12 protein-coding genes and 1 pseudogene are annotated in these 16,245 nt (G+C 63.7%); 12 read left to right on the top strand and 1 reads right to left on the bottom strand.

The genetic code is table 11. The annotated features are described in order from the left end of the window. Position 1: 1 nt before the first annotated feature. The 7 genes and pseudogenes from CP49_RS21340 (at position 2) to nikE (ending at position 8,484) form a co-directional block, all read left to right on the top strand. Positions 2-979 carry an NAD-dependent epimerase/dehydratase family protein gene (locus CP49_RS21340; RefSeq protein ID WP_057852161.1) on the top strand — a complete coding sequence of 326 codons (978 nt, stop codon included), beginning with the start codon at positions 2-4 and terminating at the stop codon, positions 977-979. Position 980: 1 nt separating this feature from the next. Next, positions 981-1,742, top strand: coding sequence for an SDR family oxidoreductase (locus CP49_RS21335; RefSeq protein WP_057852160.1), 762 nt, complete (start codon positions 981-983; stop codon positions 1,740-1,742). Then, a pseudogene (locus CP49_RS21330) lies at positions 1,739-3,174 on the top strand (NAD(P)-binding domain-containing protein). Before CP49_RS21335 ends, CP49_RS21330 begins: the two are co-directional and overlap by 4 nt. Positions 3,175-3,311: 137 nt before the next feature. Continuing rightward, on the top strand, positions 3,312-4,928 hold the full coding sequence (locus tag CP49_RS21325; protein ID WP_057852159.1) for an ABC transporter substrate-binding protein: 1,617 nt from the start codon (positions 3,312-3,314) through the stop codon (positions 4,926-4,928). 12 nt (positions 4,929-4,940) lie between these two features. Continuing rightward, positions 4,941-5,972: an ABC transporter permease gene (locus CP49_RS21320; protein WP_057852158.1), complete on the top strand. Its 1,032-nt coding sequence runs from the start codon at positions 4,941-4,943 to the stop codon at positions 5,970-5,972. Further along, positions 5,969-6,817 carry an ABC transporter permease gene (locus CP49_RS21315; RefSeq protein ID WP_057852157.1) on the top strand — a complete coding sequence of 283 codons (849 nt, stop codon included), beginning with the start codon at positions 5,969-5,971 and terminating at the stop codon, positions 6,815-6,817. The genes CP49_RS21320 and CP49_RS21315 overlap by 4 nt, the downstream gene beginning before the upstream one ends. Continuing rightward, positions 6,814-8,484: a nickel ABC transporter ATP-binding protein NikE gene (gene nikE, locus CP49_RS21310; protein ID WP_057852156.1), complete on the top strand. Its 1,671-nt coding sequence runs from the start codon at positions 6,814-6,816 to the stop codon at positions 8,482-8,484. The genes CP49_RS21315 and nikE overlap by 4 nt, the downstream gene beginning before the upstream one ends. Before the next feature lie 106 nt (positions 8,485-8,590). Here the strand turns inward: nikE and CP49_RS48690 are convergent, their stop codons facing one another. Then, a complete protein-coding gene (locus CP49_RS48690) occupies positions 8,591-9,085 on the bottom strand; it encodes a MarR family winged helix-turn-helix transcriptional regulator (protein ID WP_057852155.1) in 495 nt (164 codons plus the stop codon). 162 nt (positions 9,086-9,247) lie between these two features. Here CP49_RS48690 and CP49_RS21300 point away from each other — a divergent pair, with 162 nt between their 5' ends. The 5 genes from CP49_RS21300 to CP49_RS21280 all read left to right on the top strand — a co-directional run bounded on the left by CP49_RS21300 (position 9,248) and on the right by CP49_RS21280 (position 16,217). Further along, positions 9,248-10,525: an amidohydrolase/deacetylase family metallohydrolase gene (locus CP49_RS21300; RefSeq protein WP_057852202.1), complete on the top strand. Its 1,278-nt coding sequence runs from the start codon at positions 9,248-9,250 to the stop codon at positions 10,523-10,525. A 130-nt stretch (positions 10,526-10,655) separates the two neighbouring features. Continuing rightward, positions 10,656-12,947, top strand: a complete 2,292-nt coding sequence (locus CP49_RS21295; RefSeq protein WP_245310792.1) for a xanthine dehydrogenase family protein molybdopterin-binding subunit — start codon at positions 10,656-10,658, stop codon at positions 12,945-12,947. Further along, complete coding sequence (locus tag CP49_RS21290) at positions 12,944-13,780, top strand: FAD binding domain-containing protein (RefSeq protein WP_057852154.1); 837 nt, start codon at positions 12,944-12,946, stop codon at positions 13,778-13,780. Before CP49_RS21295 ends, CP49_RS21290 begins: the two co-directional genes overlap by 4 nt. Continuing rightward, positions 13,777-14,982 (top strand): xanthine dehydrogenase family Fe-S subunit, encoded by a 1,206-nt coding sequence (locus CP49_RS21285; RefSeq protein WP_057852153.1) that lies wholly within the window; start codon positions 13,777-13,779, stop codon positions 14,980-14,982. Before CP49_RS21290 ends, CP49_RS21285 begins: the two co-directional genes overlap by 4 nt. Before the next feature lie 80 nt (positions 14,983-15,062). Next, positions 15,063-16,217, top strand: coding sequence for an ABC transporter substrate-binding protein (locus tag CP49_RS21280; protein WP_057852152.1), 1,155 nt, complete (start codon positions 15,063-15,065; stop codon positions 16,215-16,217). Positions 16,218-16,245 lie beyond the last annotated feature (28 nt).

Below are 16,245 nucleotides of genomic sequence, written 5' to 3'. Positions count from 1 at the left end.
GATGAGAATCCTCGTTTTCGGCGGCACCGGTTTCGTCGGACTCAATATCGCCGCGGCACTGCTGGCGCGCGGTCATGCGGTGACGTTGTTCGACCGCGCGGGCTTGCCGTCTGACGCACAGAAAGATCTTGCCTCTCATGGCGATCGGCTGACGGCTATCCAGGGCGACATCACGGATAATAGAGCCGTGGAACAGGTGATCGCTACGGGGTATGAGGCCATCGTCCTGGGAGCCGCAATCACAGCCGGACCGGCGCGCGAGGCGAGCGATCCCGAGACCATCTTGCGGGTAAACCTGCTGGCTCAGACGCCGATCCTGATTGCAGCGCGAAGCAGCGGCGTGAGACGCATCATCAATCTGTCGTCTGCAGCAGCCTACGGCGCGAGCGCATTCCGGAACGTGCTGCTCGATGAAGAAACGCCCTGCGATCCGGCTTCGCTCTATGCCATCACCAAATTCGCTTCGGAGAAGATTGCGGCGCGTCTGGCCGGTCTCTGGCAATGCGAGATCATCAGCGTGCGGCTGAGCGCCGCGTTCGGGCCGTGGGAGCGGAGCAACGACGTGCGCGACACGCCAAGCCCGCAGGCGCAGATTTTGGCTGCGATGCAAGAAGGGTACGAGGCCGTTCTCTCGCGTCCGGGCGTCAGGGACTGGATCTATGCCGTGGATCTCGCGGAGGCCGTGACATTGCTGATCGAGGCCGCGAAGCCGAAGCATCAGCTCTATAACGTTTCAACCGGCGTGGAATGGTCGGCGTTGCAATGGGGGCAGGAGCTGGCCGCGTTGCATCCCGGTTTGATTTGCCGGCTGACTGATGCCGGTGAGGTGGCAACGATCGACCTGCATAGTCCAGCCGACCGGGCACCGCTCTCGGTCGCACGCCTGACAGAAGAGTTCGGCTGGAGCGCGCGGTTCGGCTGCGCCGATTCCGCTGCCGATCTGAGCCGTTGGTGGAGCGAGCATCGAGGGGGAAGCTGACATGAGATTGGCAGGACGGACCGCGATCGTGACCGGTGCCGCCTCCGGCATCGGCCGGGCCAGCGCAGCGCTTTTCGCGAAGGAAGGCGCCTTTGTTGCGCTGGTCGATCGTGACCGTGCAGGCTTGCAGGAGACGCTGGCGGCGATCGACGGCGTGAAGGGCGAAGCGTCGATGCATGTCGGCGATGTCAGCGAGGCCGATTTCGCGAAAGATACCGTGGCCGACGTCATGGCGCGGCGCGGCCGCCTCGATGTGCTGATGGCCGCTGCAGGCTTTTCCTGCGGAGGGACGGTGCTGACCACCGATCCCGCCGATTGGGACGCGGTGTTCCGCACCAATGTCGGCGGCACCTGGCTTTGGTCGCGCGCGGCGGTGCCGGAGATGCAGCGGCAGGGCAGCGGCTCGATCATCACGCTGGCATCGCAGCTTGCGATCGCCGGCGGCAAGGGCAACAGCGCCTATATCGCTGCGAAGGGGGCCATCATCAGCCTGACCCGGACGATGGCGCTCGATTTCGCGGCCGACGGCATCCGTGTCAATGCGATCGCGCCCGGTGCCATCGACACACCGATGTTGCGGCGCAGTTTTGCCCGTCATGCCGATCCCGAGCCGGTGCGCGAAGCATCGCGCAGCCGCCATGCCATGAAACGGTTTGGCAAAGCCGAGGAGGTGGCCGAGGCCGCGCTTCATCTTGCCAGCGATGCGTCTTCCTTTACGACCGGCACCGTGATGGTGGTCGACGGCGGCTGGCTCGCGGCATGAGCAGCGCCCTTATCGCTCTCGAAGCCCAGGTTCGCGTCGATCTTGCCAAGATCGCGCATCCGAATGCCGAGTGGCTTACGCCCAAGCTCGGGCCGGACAGCAGACCGGCACTGGATGTGCTCGTGGTGGGCGCCGGGCAGTCGGGTCTTGCGACAGCGTTTGGGCTGATGCGCTCACAAGTGACCAATATCCTTGTACTCGACAAATCCGAGAAGGGGCGGGAAGGACCGTGGCTCACCTATGCCCGCATGCATACGCTGCGCAGTCCGAAGCATTTCACCGGGCCCGATCTTGATATTCCGAGCCTGACCTACCAGTCCTGGCACGAGGCGCGCTTCGGCGAGGAGGATTGGCGGAATCTCGACCTGATTTCACGCGAGCTTTGGGCGGAATATCTGCTCTGGTTCAGGCGCATCCTGGACCTGCCGGTGCGCAATGGTTGCGAGGTCATCGAGATATCGCCCGCGGCTGGCGGATTGCTCGCGGCCAAGGTGCAGACCGCTGATGGCGTCGACATCGTCCTTGCGGCAAGATCGTGCTGGCGACGGGGCAGGAAGGCATGGGCGACTGGACCGTTCCGGAGCCGGTGCGCCATCTGTCGCCGTCGCTTTGCGTACATGCGGCGCAGCCGATCGACTTCGTGTCCTTGCGCGGCAAACGCCTTGCGGTGATCGGCGCCGGCGCCTCGGCCTTCGACAATGCCGCGGCCGCACTGGAGGCAGGTGCGTCCGAAGTGCATCTGCTTTGCCGCAGGGCGGAGATCCAGGTGATCCAGCCCTACCGTTGGCTCACCTTCCGCGGCTTCCTGCGCCACTTCTGTGATCTGGACGACGCCTGGCGCTGGCGCTTCATGCGCGCCGTCCTGGAGATGCGGGAAGGCTTTCCGCAGGCGACCTACGATCGCTGTGTCCGCCATCCCAATTTTTATCTGCAAGAGGGCGCGCCGATCGAAGCCGCCAGCGAAACGACTCGCGGCGTCGAATTGCAGACGCCGCGGGGCGTGTTCGCCGCGGATTTCGTGATTTGCGGCACAGGGATCGACATGAATTTTGCGGGCCGGCCCGAACTCCGAAACTGCGCCGCCAACATTGCTGTATGGGCCGATCGCTACCAGCCGCCGCCGGACGAGCGCAGCCCGCGGCTTGGGCGTTTTCCCTATCTCGCTGATGACTACGCGCTGATGGAGCGCGTTGCCGGTGAAACACCGTGGATCGCCAACATTCATGTCTTCGCGATCGCCTCCACCATGAGCTTCGGTGCTTCCGGCTCATCGATCAATGCGATGACCACGGCCGTGCCGAAGCTGGTGCATGGGTTGACACGCGGCCTGTTTCGCGCGGACATCGAGCGGCACTGGGCTTCGTTCAAGGCGTATGACGTGCCCCAGGCCGTCGTCGAGCGGTCAGCGCCCGCTACGGGCGGGGCACCGTGAACCGTTCGCGATGGTGTAGGGAAGCTTGGCTCATACCTCCTATGCTTGTCGTTGCCGCCGATCCTGTTGGCATATCCTTTGCTTTAAGTTGATGTTCTCATTCAGAAAACAACTTGGCAAAACAGGGAATAAGTCCGATGAGCGTTACAGGATCCAGGCGTCTGCTTGCGGTGGTTGCCTTTATCGCGGTTTCACTGGCGGCTGGATCGGTGCAGGCGCAAACGCGCGCCGAAACGTTGCGCTACGTGACCGGGGCGTCCGTCAATACGCTCGATCCGAATATTCCGGGTTCGACCCGCGAAGCTTTTGCGGTGAGTCTTAGCACCTACGACCGGCTGGTTTCCTTCGGCCGCAAACAACTCAATGGCAAATGGGTGTTTGATCTCGGCAAGATCACGGGGGAGTTGGCGGAATCCTACGAAGTCAGCGCGGACGGGTTGAAGATGACATTCCGCCTGCGCAAGGACGCCAAGTTCCAGGACGGCACGCCGGTCACGGCGGAAGACGTCAAATGGTCGCTCGACCGGGTCGTCACGGCGCCGGTCCTCGGCAAGGCACAGCTCCTCACGGGATCGATGACGTCGGCCGACCAGTTCAAGGTGATCGATCCGCTGACCATCGAGGTGACGCTGCCGAAGCCGGACAAGCTTGCCTTGCCCAATCTCGCCACCGTCTATCCGATCATCATCAACTCCAAGGTCGCCAAAGAACATGCGACGGCAGAAGACCCCTGGGCATTGGCATGGTTGAAAGAGAACACGGCGGGTAGCGGCGCCTATAAAATCGAAACGTTCAAGCCGGGCGAGCAGGTGATCATGAGCCGCAACACGGCATGGAATCGCGGCACCGCCGACAAGTCGGCGTTCTTCAAGCGCGTCATCGTGCAGTCGGTGCCGGAGCCCGCGACTCGCGCCAACCTTGTCGAGCGTGGCGATGCCGATCTCGTCATCGATCTGCAGGCGAGCGATGTCCAGTCGCTCGAGGCCAAGGGCAAGCTGAAGGTGACTTCGACGCCCCAATATAATGCCGTCACGTTCGTCTCGATGAACAACCAGATTCCGCCGTTCGACAACGTCAATGTGCGTCGCGCCGTCGCCTTTGCGTTGCCCTACGAAGACATGTTCAAGGCGGCGTTGTTTGGCCGCGGATCGCCGCTGTTCGGCGCGACTTGGGCGGACGGCAAGCCATCGAGCGGCGCCTATCCGATCCCGCAGCCGGTGAAGCTCGATCTCGACAAAGCCAAGGAATATCTGAAGGCGGCGGGGATGCCTGACGGCTTCTCAACCACGTTCAGCTTCAATGTCGGCCAGGCGTCGACCGCCGAACCGATGGCGGCCCTGGTGAAGGAATCGCTGGCCAAGATCGGCATCAAGGTCGATATCCAGAAGCTGCCGGACGCCCAGATGTCGACGCAGATCAATGAGAAGAAGCTTCCCTTCTTCACCGAGGGCATCGTCGCCTGGCTGCCGTCGACCGATTACTTCTACCGCAACTTCTACACCGGCAATCAGCGCTGGAACTACTCATCGATCAACAATCCGGAATTGGTGGAGATCGCGCAGAAAGCCCGTTTCGAACCCGATGCGGCCAAGTATGAGGAAGACGGCATCAAGCTCAACGCCATCCATTTCAGCGAGATACCGCAGATACCGCTCTGGCAGCCCAGCCAGGACGCCGTGATGGCGTCCTCGGTCGAAGGCTACACTTACCAGTTCCACCGCCAGGTCGATTATCGCGATCTCAATCGCAAGTAACCGGTAGGTCCGATGGCTGCCCTTGGAGCAACGGTGATACGGGCGGGCAGGCGCTTCCTGTCCTCGCTGCCGGCGCTCTTTGGCGTGCTCGTCTTCACCTTCCTCTTGATGCGGGTGCTGCCGGGGGACCCGGCGGTGTTCTTCGCGTCCGGGCCGAATGCCGGCAAGGAGGAGATCGAGGTCATCCGCAAGCAGATGGGCCTCAACAAGCCGGTGCCGGAACAATTGATGCTGTATCTCTATGATGTCGGCAGCGGCAATCTCGGCAGATCGATGATGACCGGGCAGCTCGTCACCAAAGATCTCCGCGAGCGGCTGCCGGCCTCGCTGGAGCTCACTCTTACAGCACTGCTGATCGCGTTGCTGTCGGCGGTGCCGCTCGGTGTGCTGGCGGCGCTGAGACCGGGCTCCATTATCGACCATGGCGTGCGTTTCTTCTGCGCACTCGGCGTCTGCGTACCGACGTTCGTCTCGGGCCTGTTGCTGATCTATGTGTTCTATTACCTGCTCGGGCTCGCGCCCGACCCGACCGGCCGGGTCGATATCTTCGCGTCACTGCCGCCAAGGCAGACCGGCTTCCTGTTGATTGATTTCCTGCTCGCAGGTGATTTCGATGGATGGTGGGCTGCCTTCAGGCAACTGATCTTGCCGGCGCTGAGCATGGCGCTGTTCGTGGTGGCGCCGCTGGCGCGCATCACGCGGGCTTCGATGCTGGTCTCTTTGGGCAGCGATTTCGTGCGCACCGCGCGTTCCCTTGGTCTTCCCTGGTGGCAGGTCGTCGTCACCTACGCGCTGCGCAACGCCATCCTGCCGGTCATCACCATCGCAGGCATCGTGTTCTCGACCATGCTCGGCGCCAATGTCCTGGTGGAGAAGGTGTTCTCCTGGCCGGGCGTTGCTTCCTACGCGCTCGATGCGTTGCTGTCGTCCGATTATGCGCCGGTACAGGGTTTTGTGCTGCTGATGGCCACCGTGTTTGTGATCGTCAATCTGCTGGTGGATATCCTTTACGGTATCGCCGATCCACGGGTGACAATCGGATGACCTCAGCGACGCTTCGCCATGCCGGCTGGATTCTGCGCGGCAACCCGCTCACCGCCGTTGCCGCTGCCGGCGTCTTCCTGCTCGCGCTGATCGCGATTTTCGGGCCGTGGATCGTGCCGTATGATCCGATCGTCTCGAACGTGTCGCAAGCACTGATGCCGCCGAGTGCGGCACACATCGCCGGCACCGATCAGCTCGGCCGCGACGTGTTCAGCCGCCTTATCGTCGCGGCACGGCTCGATCTCGCCATCGCCGTCTCGGCGGTCGGAATCTCCTTTGCCATCGGCGCCGTGATCGGCGCGATCTGCGGCTATGCCGGCGGCCGGCTCGATCGCGGCGTCGGCCGCTTCGTCGACGTCGTGATGGCCTTTCCGCTTTTCGTGCTGGCAATGGCGATGGTTGCGGCGCTCGGCAACCGGGTCGAGAACATCGTCATCGCGACCGCCATCATCAATCTGCCGTTCTATATCCGCTTTGCGCGGGCGGAGGTGAATGTCCGTCGCAATGTCGGCTGGGTCGAAGCGGCGCGCGCTTGCGGCGATAGCCACCTCTCGGTGGTGCTGCGCTTCCTGCTGCCGAACGTGCTGCCGGCCATGGCGGTGCAGATATCGCTCAATCTTGGCTGGGCGATCCTCAATGCCGCCGGACTTTCCTTTATCGGCCTCGGCGTCAAGCCGCCGACGCCGGAATGGGGCATCATGGTTGCGGAGGGCGCGCGCTTCATTTCCACCGGAAAATGGTGGCTGGTCGCCTTTCCTGGCCTGGCGTTGATGCTGACGGTGCTGTGTTTCAACCTGCTCGGCGACGGGGTGCGCGATATTCTCGACCCCCGCATGCGAACATGACCAAGTCGCTGCTGCTGGCATTAAGCGACCTGCACGTCACCTTCTCGACACGGCGTGGCCTTGTCGAGGCGGTCCGCGGTGTCACGCTGTCGCTCGGCGAGGGCGAGATGCTCGGCCTTGTCGGCGAGAGCGGCTCGGGCAAGTCCGTCACCGGCTTTGCGATCACGCGGCTGCTCGATGCGGCCGGGCGGATCACGGCGGGCGACATCCGGTTTCGCGGGCAGGACATCACGCGGATATCGGGCAGTGATTTCCGCCATCTGCATGGCGCGGCGATGGCGATGATCTTCCAGAACCCGCGTGCCGCGCTCAATCCGATCCGCGCCGTCGGGGACCAGATCGCCGATGCGATTACGGCACACAAGCGAATGCGGCGAGATGAAGCGCGCGCGCAGGCGCTGGGGCTATTGCGCGCGGTGCAAATTCGCGATCCCGAAAAACGGATGGCCGCTTACCCGCACGAACTCTCCGGCGGCATGTGCCAGCGCGTGATGATCGCCATGGCGATTTCCTGCAACCCCGCGCTCCTCATCGCCGACGAGCCGACTACCGGTCTCGACGTCACCACGCAAAAGGTCGTGATGGACCTTCTGACCGGCATTGCGGCCGAGCGCGGCATGGCGACGATCCTGATCACCCATGACCTCGGTCTCGCCGCGCGCTACTGTCGCCGCGTCGTGGTGATGGAGCAGGGCCGGCTGGTCGAGGAGGCCGAGCCGAAGACTCTCTTCCGCGCGCCGCAGCACCCCTACACCAGGCGTCTGGTGGCGGCTTCGCCCACGGCGAGTTCGCGGATCGTGGACCTGGTGCCGAACGAGGAGAGGGGGCGACCAGTTGCGATGCACGTCCCGCCCAAGCCTCAGCCTGCGCCGGGTACGCCGCCGCTGCTGGAGGTACAGAAGCTCACAAAGCGGTTCGATCAAGGCACCGCCGCGGTAGCAAATTTTTCGATGACGATCAGCGCCGGCGAGAGCGTCGGTCTGGTCGGCGAATCCGGCTCCGGCAAGAGCACGACGTCGCGCATTATCTGCCGGCTGATCGATCCGAGCGAGGGGGAGATCGCATTCGAGGGACAGTCGATCGGCCACATCCCGGCACGCGATTTTCACCGGTCACTGTTTCGCAAGGATATCCAGATCGTCTTTCAGGATCCGAACGACAGCCTCAACCCGCGTTTCACGGCCTTTGACTGCATCGCCCATCCGTTGCTGCGGCTGGGTGGCATGCGCCCGGGCGACGCGCTGCGGCAGCGGGTGGAGGAGTGCGCGCAGCGCGTGGGACTGGGGATCGAACTGCTGACGCGCTTCCCGCACCAGCTTTCGGGCGGTCAGAAGGCCCGCGTCGGCATTGCCCGCGCCATCGCCTGCCGGCCGCGCCTCTTGGTGCTGGACGAGCCGACGGCGGCGCTCGATGTCTCGGTGCAGGCGGTGGTGCTGCAACTGCTCGACCGGTTGCGGCGCGAGGATGACCTGGCCTTCCTCTTTGTCAGCCACGACCTCAACGTCGTTCGCATGATGTGCGATCGCACCATCGTGCTGCAAAACGGCCACATCGTCGAACAGGGCGAGAGCCGGGCGATGTTCGACAATCCGAAAACCGCTTACACACGCGAGCTGGTCGAAGCCGTACCGCACATCGAGCCAAAACTGGCTGCGACTGTGAGCTGATTGACCGGCGCGACGCCGGCGTTGCGTCCAACGGGTACAGCGCAAGTGCCGATGATTACAAATTATGCAGATCGAACCAAAAAAGCAGCAGATCGTATCGAGCCGCTCAATCGAATATGGCAGTAGCGCTGTCGCGATTTGAGTGCGCCGCGACGATGCGTTGCATCATGTCAACGAATGCGGCTTGCTCCCGTTCGCTTAAATTGTCGAGCGTGGCGCGGTGCGCCGCCCGCGCCGATGCCTCGATTTTTGCCAGAAGCGCCGCTCCCGCCGGGGTCAATTTGCAGAGCCGCGCCCGGCGGTCCTCATCATCTACGGCTCTCTCGACGAAATTGCGGGCGGCCAGCCGCTTGAGCGCTCCGGTCGTCGTCGTCCTGTCCAGAGCAATATCGGCCGCCAACGTGGTCTGATCAGCGGTTTTTCGCACCGCAAGCGCGGAAAGAAGGCTGTATTGCAGCGGCGTGATTTCGAATTCGCCGCATGCTTCCTGAAACAGGGCGACATGGATCTGATGCAGCCGCCGGATCAGAAATCCCGGCCGTTGTGACAGCGGCCAGGGGCGGTGCCTGGTCTCGCCGCGACGATTTTTTGCCTTCCGCAACGCACTCTCCCAGCCTCGGAACCCGGCGCGAGTAGCCCGATTCGGACCGCCAGCGCCACGATTAGATCATGGCACGAGCTTTGCTTTTGTAAAATACGAAGTATGCTTCGTATCTCGACAGGAGCGGGGATGAACCCGCCGACGGAAATAAAGGAGATCACCATGTCTATCAGCGCCAGCTTCGACCAGCTTCTGCGCGGCGGCCGCGTGATCTGCCCGGCTTCGGGCATCGATGGGATCAGGGACGTCGCCATTCGCAATGGCAAGATCGCGGCGGTGCAGAGCGACATTTTGCCGACCAGCGCCAGAGAGGTGATCGACGTGACCGGCAAGCTGGTATTGCCGGGCCTCATTGATACGCACGCGCATGTCTATCAGTATGTCACCGGCCGCTTCGGCATGAATGCCGACATGGTGGGCGTTCAGTCCGGCGTGACGACACTGGTCGATCAGGGCGGTCCCTCCTGCATGACACTGCCTGGCTTCCGGCACTTTGTCGCTGAGCCTTCGAAGTCGCGCGTTTTTGCGTTCCTGTCGGCTTACCTGGTCGGTGGGCTGGAGGGCCATTACTATCCGCAGCTCTATAGTCCCGAAGGTGTCGATATCGACGCCACGGTGAAGGCGGCGACGGCCAATCTCGACATTGTTCGCGGCATCAAGGCGCATGCGGAGATCGGCGGTTTCGCGCGCTGGGGCATTCGTGTCATCGAAATGGCAGCCGAGATCGGACGCCGCGCCGATCTGCCGGTCTATGTGCATTTCGGTCAGCTCTGGGGCCTGCCCGAAAGCGGCACCAACGGCGAAGATGTCGACACGATTTTAGCGCGTGTAGTTCCCTTGCTGCGAGAGGGCGACGTGCTGGCGCATCCGTTCACGCGGCATCCCGGCGGGTTCGTCAACCGCGAGGGTGAAGTACATCCGGTGATTCAGGCGGCGCTCGATCGCGGCTTGAAGGTCGACGTCGGTCACGGCAGCCATTTCTCCTATCGTCTTGCCAAAAAGGCGCTCGCCGCCGGCATTATTCCCACCACGCTCGGCGCGGACATTCACGGTTACAACACCCACGTGCCGGCGCCCGCCGGCACCCCGGACCAGCACGAGGACGACGAAAATCATCCCTTCGCCGGTCAGGCCAAGTTCAGCCTTGTCCAGGCGATGAGCTCGATGATGGCGCTCGGCCTCGCGCTTGAACAGGTCGTGCCGATGGTGACGTCGAACCCGGCCCGAATGCTCGGCCGTGCTGACGAAATCGGCGCCCTCAGGATTGGCAGGGAGGCCGACGTCTCGGTCCTCACGCAGCAGAGCGGACGATTTGTCCTTCGCGACAATGAGGACAACGAAGTCATCGCCGAGCATCTGCTGCAGCCTGAGTTCTGCCTGCGGGCCGGTACGAGGTACGACGCGGTGGCGCCAATTCTGCCGCGGGCTGTTGCAGCGTAGGGAGATCAGCGTCAACTCGATCGGGGAGAACATCACCGTGCGCAATGAGCGCGAGTTTCCTTCCGCAGGCGGAGCAGGCGCCGGACAAGGCGTCGGCGCTCGGCTGCCGCGAAAGGAAGACGATCGGCTGATGCGCGGCCGCGGCCAGTTCGTGGCCGATATTCGCCTGGCCGGGTTGCAGGACGTCGCTTTTGTGCGCAGCCCCTTGGCGCACGCGCTGATCCGCGGCATTCATGTGCCGGAGCGTTTTCGCGGGAGCGTCTTCACTGCGGCGGATCTCGTCGGCGTCAATCCGATCCGCGCAGTTTCAGGGCTGCCGGGATTCAAGATTTCCGAGCAGCCGGTGCTTGCCACCGGCAAGGTGCGTCAGGTCGGCGAACTCGTCGCCATGTGCGTGGCGCCGACGCGTGCCGAGGCCGAGGACATCGCGGCGGCGGTGACGCTCGATCTGGAGGAGCTCCCCGCCGTCTACGACATGCGCAAAGCGCGCGAGCCGGGCTCAGTGCTGGTGCATGAGCATTGGGGCGACAACGTTTTTCTCGAAACCAGTTTCGAGGTCGACATCTCAAGCGCGCTCGATGCGCCGATCAAGGTGTCACGTGAGATATCGACCGCGCGGCAGTGCATGTCGCCGCTCGAGGGGCGCGGCGTGGTTGCGACCTTCGATCACCGTCTCGATCAACTCACGCTCTATTCCTCGGCCCAGATGCCGCACATCACGCGCAGCGGGCTCGCCGAATGCCTCGGCATGGAGCAGGGCCGAATCCGTGTCGTTTCGCCTGACGTCGGCGGCGGCTTCGGGCACAAGGGCATCCTGCTGCCGGAAGAAGTCTGCCTTTCCTGGCTGACGATGCGTCGCGGCCATCCGGTGCGTTGGACCGAGGATCGCCGCGAGCATCTCACCGCCAGCTCCAACTGCCGCGAACACCACTACAAGATCACCGTCTATGCCGATCGCGACGGCCGGCTGCGCGGCATCGACTGCGAAGCGACCGTCGATTCCGGCGCTTACTCGTCCTATCCGTTCTCGGCGTGCCTTGAGGCGGCGCAGGTCGCCAGCATCCTGCCGGGACCCTATCTGATGCCGGCCTACCGCTGCCGGACGTTTTCGGTCGCGACCAACAAGTGTCCGATCCTGCCTTATCGCGGCGTGGCGCGTACCGGCGTCTGCTTCGCGCTGGAACTGATGCTCGATCTGGTCGCGGCGGAAGCCGGGCTGGAGCCGGGCGAAGTGCGCCTGCGCAATCTGGTGCAGCCCGGGCAGATGCCGTTTGACAACATCACCAACAAGCACTTCGACAGCGGCGACTATCCCGAGGCGATGCGACGGGCGCTTGCGTCCATCGACATCGAAGGCGTGCGGGCACGCCAGCGCAACGGCGAGGCGGACGGCCGCCGGATCGGCGTCGGCGTCTCCATCTATTGCGAGCAGGCCGCGCATGGGACTTCGGTCTATTCCGGATGGGGCATTCCGATGGTGCCCGGCCATGAACAGGCTTCCGCGCGCCTGACGCCGGACGGCGGCCTCGAGCTTCGTGTCGGCGTGCATTCCCACGGGCAGGGGATGGAAACAACGCTCGCACAGGTCGCTTACGAGATGCTGGGTGTCGACGTCGCCAGGGTGCGCTTGATTCACGGCGACACGGCGATGACGCCGTATTCGACCGGCACCTGGGGCTCGCGCTCGATGGTGATGGCAGGCGGCGCGGTCGCAGCCGCCTGCCGCGAGTTGGGCGAGCGCGCCAGACGCATCGGTGCCAAGCTGTTGCAGCACGATCCGGCTGCGGTCGTGCTGCAGAACGGCGAGGTTCGGGGCGTCAACGGCAGCGTCACCTTGAAGGAAATCGCCCATACCTGGTATCGCCGGCCGCAGGATCTGCCTGCTGACGTCGATCCCGGCGGACTGGAGGTCACGGCGGGCTACAAGCCGCGGCGCGATACCGGGACCTTCAGCTATGCCGCGCATGCCGCGGTCGTCGCCGTCGATCCTGATTTGGGAGAGGTCGAGATTCTTGATTACGTGATCGTCGAGGACGGCGGCGTTCTCGTCAATCCGATGGTCGTGGACGGCCAGATCTACGGCGGTCTGGCTCAGGGCATCGGCACCGCGCTGTATGAGGAGATGCCGTTCGACGCGGCCGGTCAGCCGCTGGCAACGACGCTCGCGGACTATCTGCTGCCCGGTCCGACCGAAGTGCCGGCGCCGCGTCTCGATCACATGGAGACGCCGTCGCCTTATACGCAGTTCGGCGTGAAGGGCATCGGCGAGGGCGGTGCCATCGCTCCGCCGGCCGCGATCGCCAACGCCGTCAACGACGCGCTGCGGCCGCTTGGCGTGGAACTGATGCAGTCGCCGATTACGCCCTACCGCGTCGTCGAGGCGGTTCTGGCCGCGCGCGACGCAGAAAGGCCGGCGGCATGAAACCGGCGCCTTTCGGCTATGAGCGTCCACGCGACTTGCAGGCGGCACTTGCCGTGCTCGGCGAGGCCAAGGTTTCTGCCAAGATCATCGCCGGCGGCCAGTCGCTTGGTCCGATGCTCAATTTGCGGCTAGTGGAGCCGCAGCTGATCGTCGACATCACCGGTCTTGCCGAGCTCAAGCAGGCTGAGCGTCGTGGCGACGAACTCGTGCTGGGGGCCTGTGTCACCCACGCCGACATCGAAGACGGACGCATTCCAGACGTCACGCGCGGCGCCATGCAGGGGGTCGCCGGCAACATCGCCTATCGCGCCGTGCGCAACCGCGGCACGGTCGGCGGATCGCTCAGCCATGCCGATCCCGCAGCAGACTGGCTGTCCGCGCTCTCGGCGCTCGGTGCACGATTGACGCTGCGAAATCTTTCAGGCGCGCGCATGGTGGCAATGGAGGACTTCATCGTCGGTGCGCTGGAATCTGCGCTGCGCGATGGCGAGATCGTCGAGACCATTCATGTCCCGGCGATGCCGGCATCGGCGCATTGGGGCTATGCCAAGAGTTGCCGCAAGACAGGCGAGTTCGCGCATGCGATCGGCGCGATCCTGATCGATCCGAGCGCCGCAACCGCCCGCGTCGTGATTGGTGCGATCGATTCCGCGCCGATCGTCATCACGAATGCGGCGGAATTGTTCGGCGGACGCATTGCCGGCGACTACAAGGATCGCTTCGACGCGCGTATAGCCGATGTCCTATTGGCAAACGCGGGCGTCTCGAACGCGGCACATCGCCATATTCATGTGAGCGTGCTCAAGCGTGCGGTCCGGGAGGCCGGCGCATGAGCATGATCGCACTCACCGTGAACCAGCGCGCGGTCCGGATATCAGCGGAACCGCGCACCAATCTTGCGGACTTCGTCCGCGAGAAGCTCGACCTGACCGGTACGCACATCGGCTGTGAGCATGGCGTCTGCGGTGCCTGCACCGTTCTGCTCGACGGCGTGCCGGCACGTTCGTGCATCACCTATGCCGTTGCCTGCGAAGGGGCCGAGGTCACCACCATCGAAGGGCTCGACGAGGACGACGTTACGACAGAACTTCGCGCGGCCTTCACCCGCGAGCATGCGTTGCAATGCGGCTATTGCACGCCGGGAATGCTGGTTTCGGCGCGCGATCTCGTGCTGCGGCTGCCGCAAGCCGACGAGCGCCTGATACGCGTCGGATTGAGCGGCAATCTGTGCCGGTGCACCGGCTATGTCGGCATCGTGCGGGCGGTGCAATCGGTGATCGAAGCGCGGCGCGCCCGCGATATCGCGCCCGAGCCGGACGGAGGCCGAAAGATCCTGGGTCCCGCCGGCTCAGGTCGAAGCGTGCATGACGGTGCCGACCGGGTCGAACGCCTCCGGCCGGCAGCAAGCGAACAAATGTTGCCTGAAACGGCCAGTTCGGTTCCTGCGATTCTGGACTTCACCCCGGCCACTGTCCTGAAGCAGCAGTTCATCGTTGCCCATCCGCCCGAGCAGGTGTTTGCGCTGTTCGACGATATCGCCGCCGTCGCGGCCTGCCTTCCCGGCGCATCGTTGACGGCGCCCCCCAAGCCTGAGCGTGTCGAAGGAGCGATCCGTGTCAGGATCGGTCCGATCGCCGCGACGTTCCAGGGCGCCGCACGCATCGAGCGAAGCCCCGCCGATATGTCCGGCCGCATTGTCGGCATCGGCAACGACCGGCGCAGCCGGTCTTCGACGCAGGGCGAAATTCGTTATCGGCTGGTGCCGACCGGGCAGGGGACGCGTGTCGATCTCTCCATCGGATACACGCTGACGGGCATGCTGGCGCAAGTCGGAAGGCCGAGGCTGGTGCGCGATCTTGCGGCACGATTGATCGCAGAGTTTGCCGGCAATCTCGACCGCCGCCTGTCGGGTACGTCACCGGCTGACGCTACAGCGGTCGAACTGAACGGAATGGCGCTGCTTTTCGGTCTTTTGCGCGCGCGGGTCGCGGGCTGGGTTGGTCGTTTCTCGTCCAACAAGGACGGAGCGACGTGATGGGTCGAAGTCTCCGCGTGACGCGGAAACGACGAGGTTTGGACTGCGGATAGATGAACAGCGTGAGATTGGAGAACCACATGACACGGACTTTCAGAATTATTCCGGCGATTGCGCTGGCGGTCGGCTTGCTGGGTGGTGCCGCGGAGGCTCAGACCATCAAAATCGGCGTCAATGAACCTCTAACGGGTGCGTTCGCCGCGTCCGGTACCTACGTCGTCAACGGCGCCAAGATCGCGGCCGATGAGATCAACGCAAAGGGCGGCATTCTCGGCAAGAAGCTCGAGCTCGTCATCGAGGACAACAAGAGCAATCCGACCGAAGCAGCCGCTGTCGCCGAAAAGCTGATCACGAGCGATAAGGTGCCGGTGCTGATGGGAGCGTGGGGCTCGAGCCTGACGCTTGCCGTGATGCCCAAGCTGATGGAATACGAAACGCCGATGGTGGTCGAGACGTCCTCGTCGGGCAAGATCACCACGACCGGCAATCCATATATCTTCCGTATCTCGCCGCCGTCGGCGATTGAGGCTGCGGCGTTCAAGGGGATCGTCGACAAACTCGAACTGAAGAAGGTCGATTTCCTCGTCATCAACAATGACTGGGGTCGCGGCACCGCTGAAGACTTCAGCAAGATGATGAAGGAAAAGGGGATTACGGTCGGGGCCGTCGAGACCATGGATCAGGGCGCCCAGGACATGAGTGCGCAGCTTTCCAAGCTGAAGGGCACCGATTCCGAGACCATCATCGTGACCACGGCAGTGGACCAGCTGACGCTGATCTTCAAACAGGCCGCAGCACTCGGCCTCAAGAAGCGCATCATCACCACCGGCGGTTCGCAGAATCCGGATCAGATCATCGCGCAGGCGGGCGCCGCCGCCAACGGCACCATGCATCTGACGACCTTCCTGCCCTGGTTCCCCGAGAAGACGCCGAACCCGGAGGCGACCAGCTATTTCATCGCCGAATGGAAGAAGCGCGGCTACGACTTCGCCGGCTGCACCGAAAGCTTCCGTGGCTATGACGGTATCCGCACCGCGGCGGCGGCGATCGAAAAGGCAGGCAAGGCAGAGCCTGCGGCGATCAAGGCGGCACTTTGGGACATCAAGGTGAAGGGCCTCAACGGCGACATCGTGTTCCGCAAGTCCGGTCCCGAAGGCAAGGAAAGCGGTCAGAGCCAGCCCAACGTTTATCTGATCGAAATCACCGACGGCAAGATCGGCATGAAGACGCTCTGACGTCACGTTACTGACGGCGAGGGCCGCG

Origin of the sequence: Bradyrhizobium valentinum (genome assembly GCF_001440405.1) — a bacterium.
Classification (GTDB): Bacteria; Pseudomonadota; Alphaproteobacteria; order Rhizobiales; family Xanthobacteraceae; genus Bradyrhizobium; species Bradyrhizobium valentinum.
Note: the sequence above shows the minus strand (reverse complement) of the source record. Positions and strands in the feature narration are given on the sequence as shown.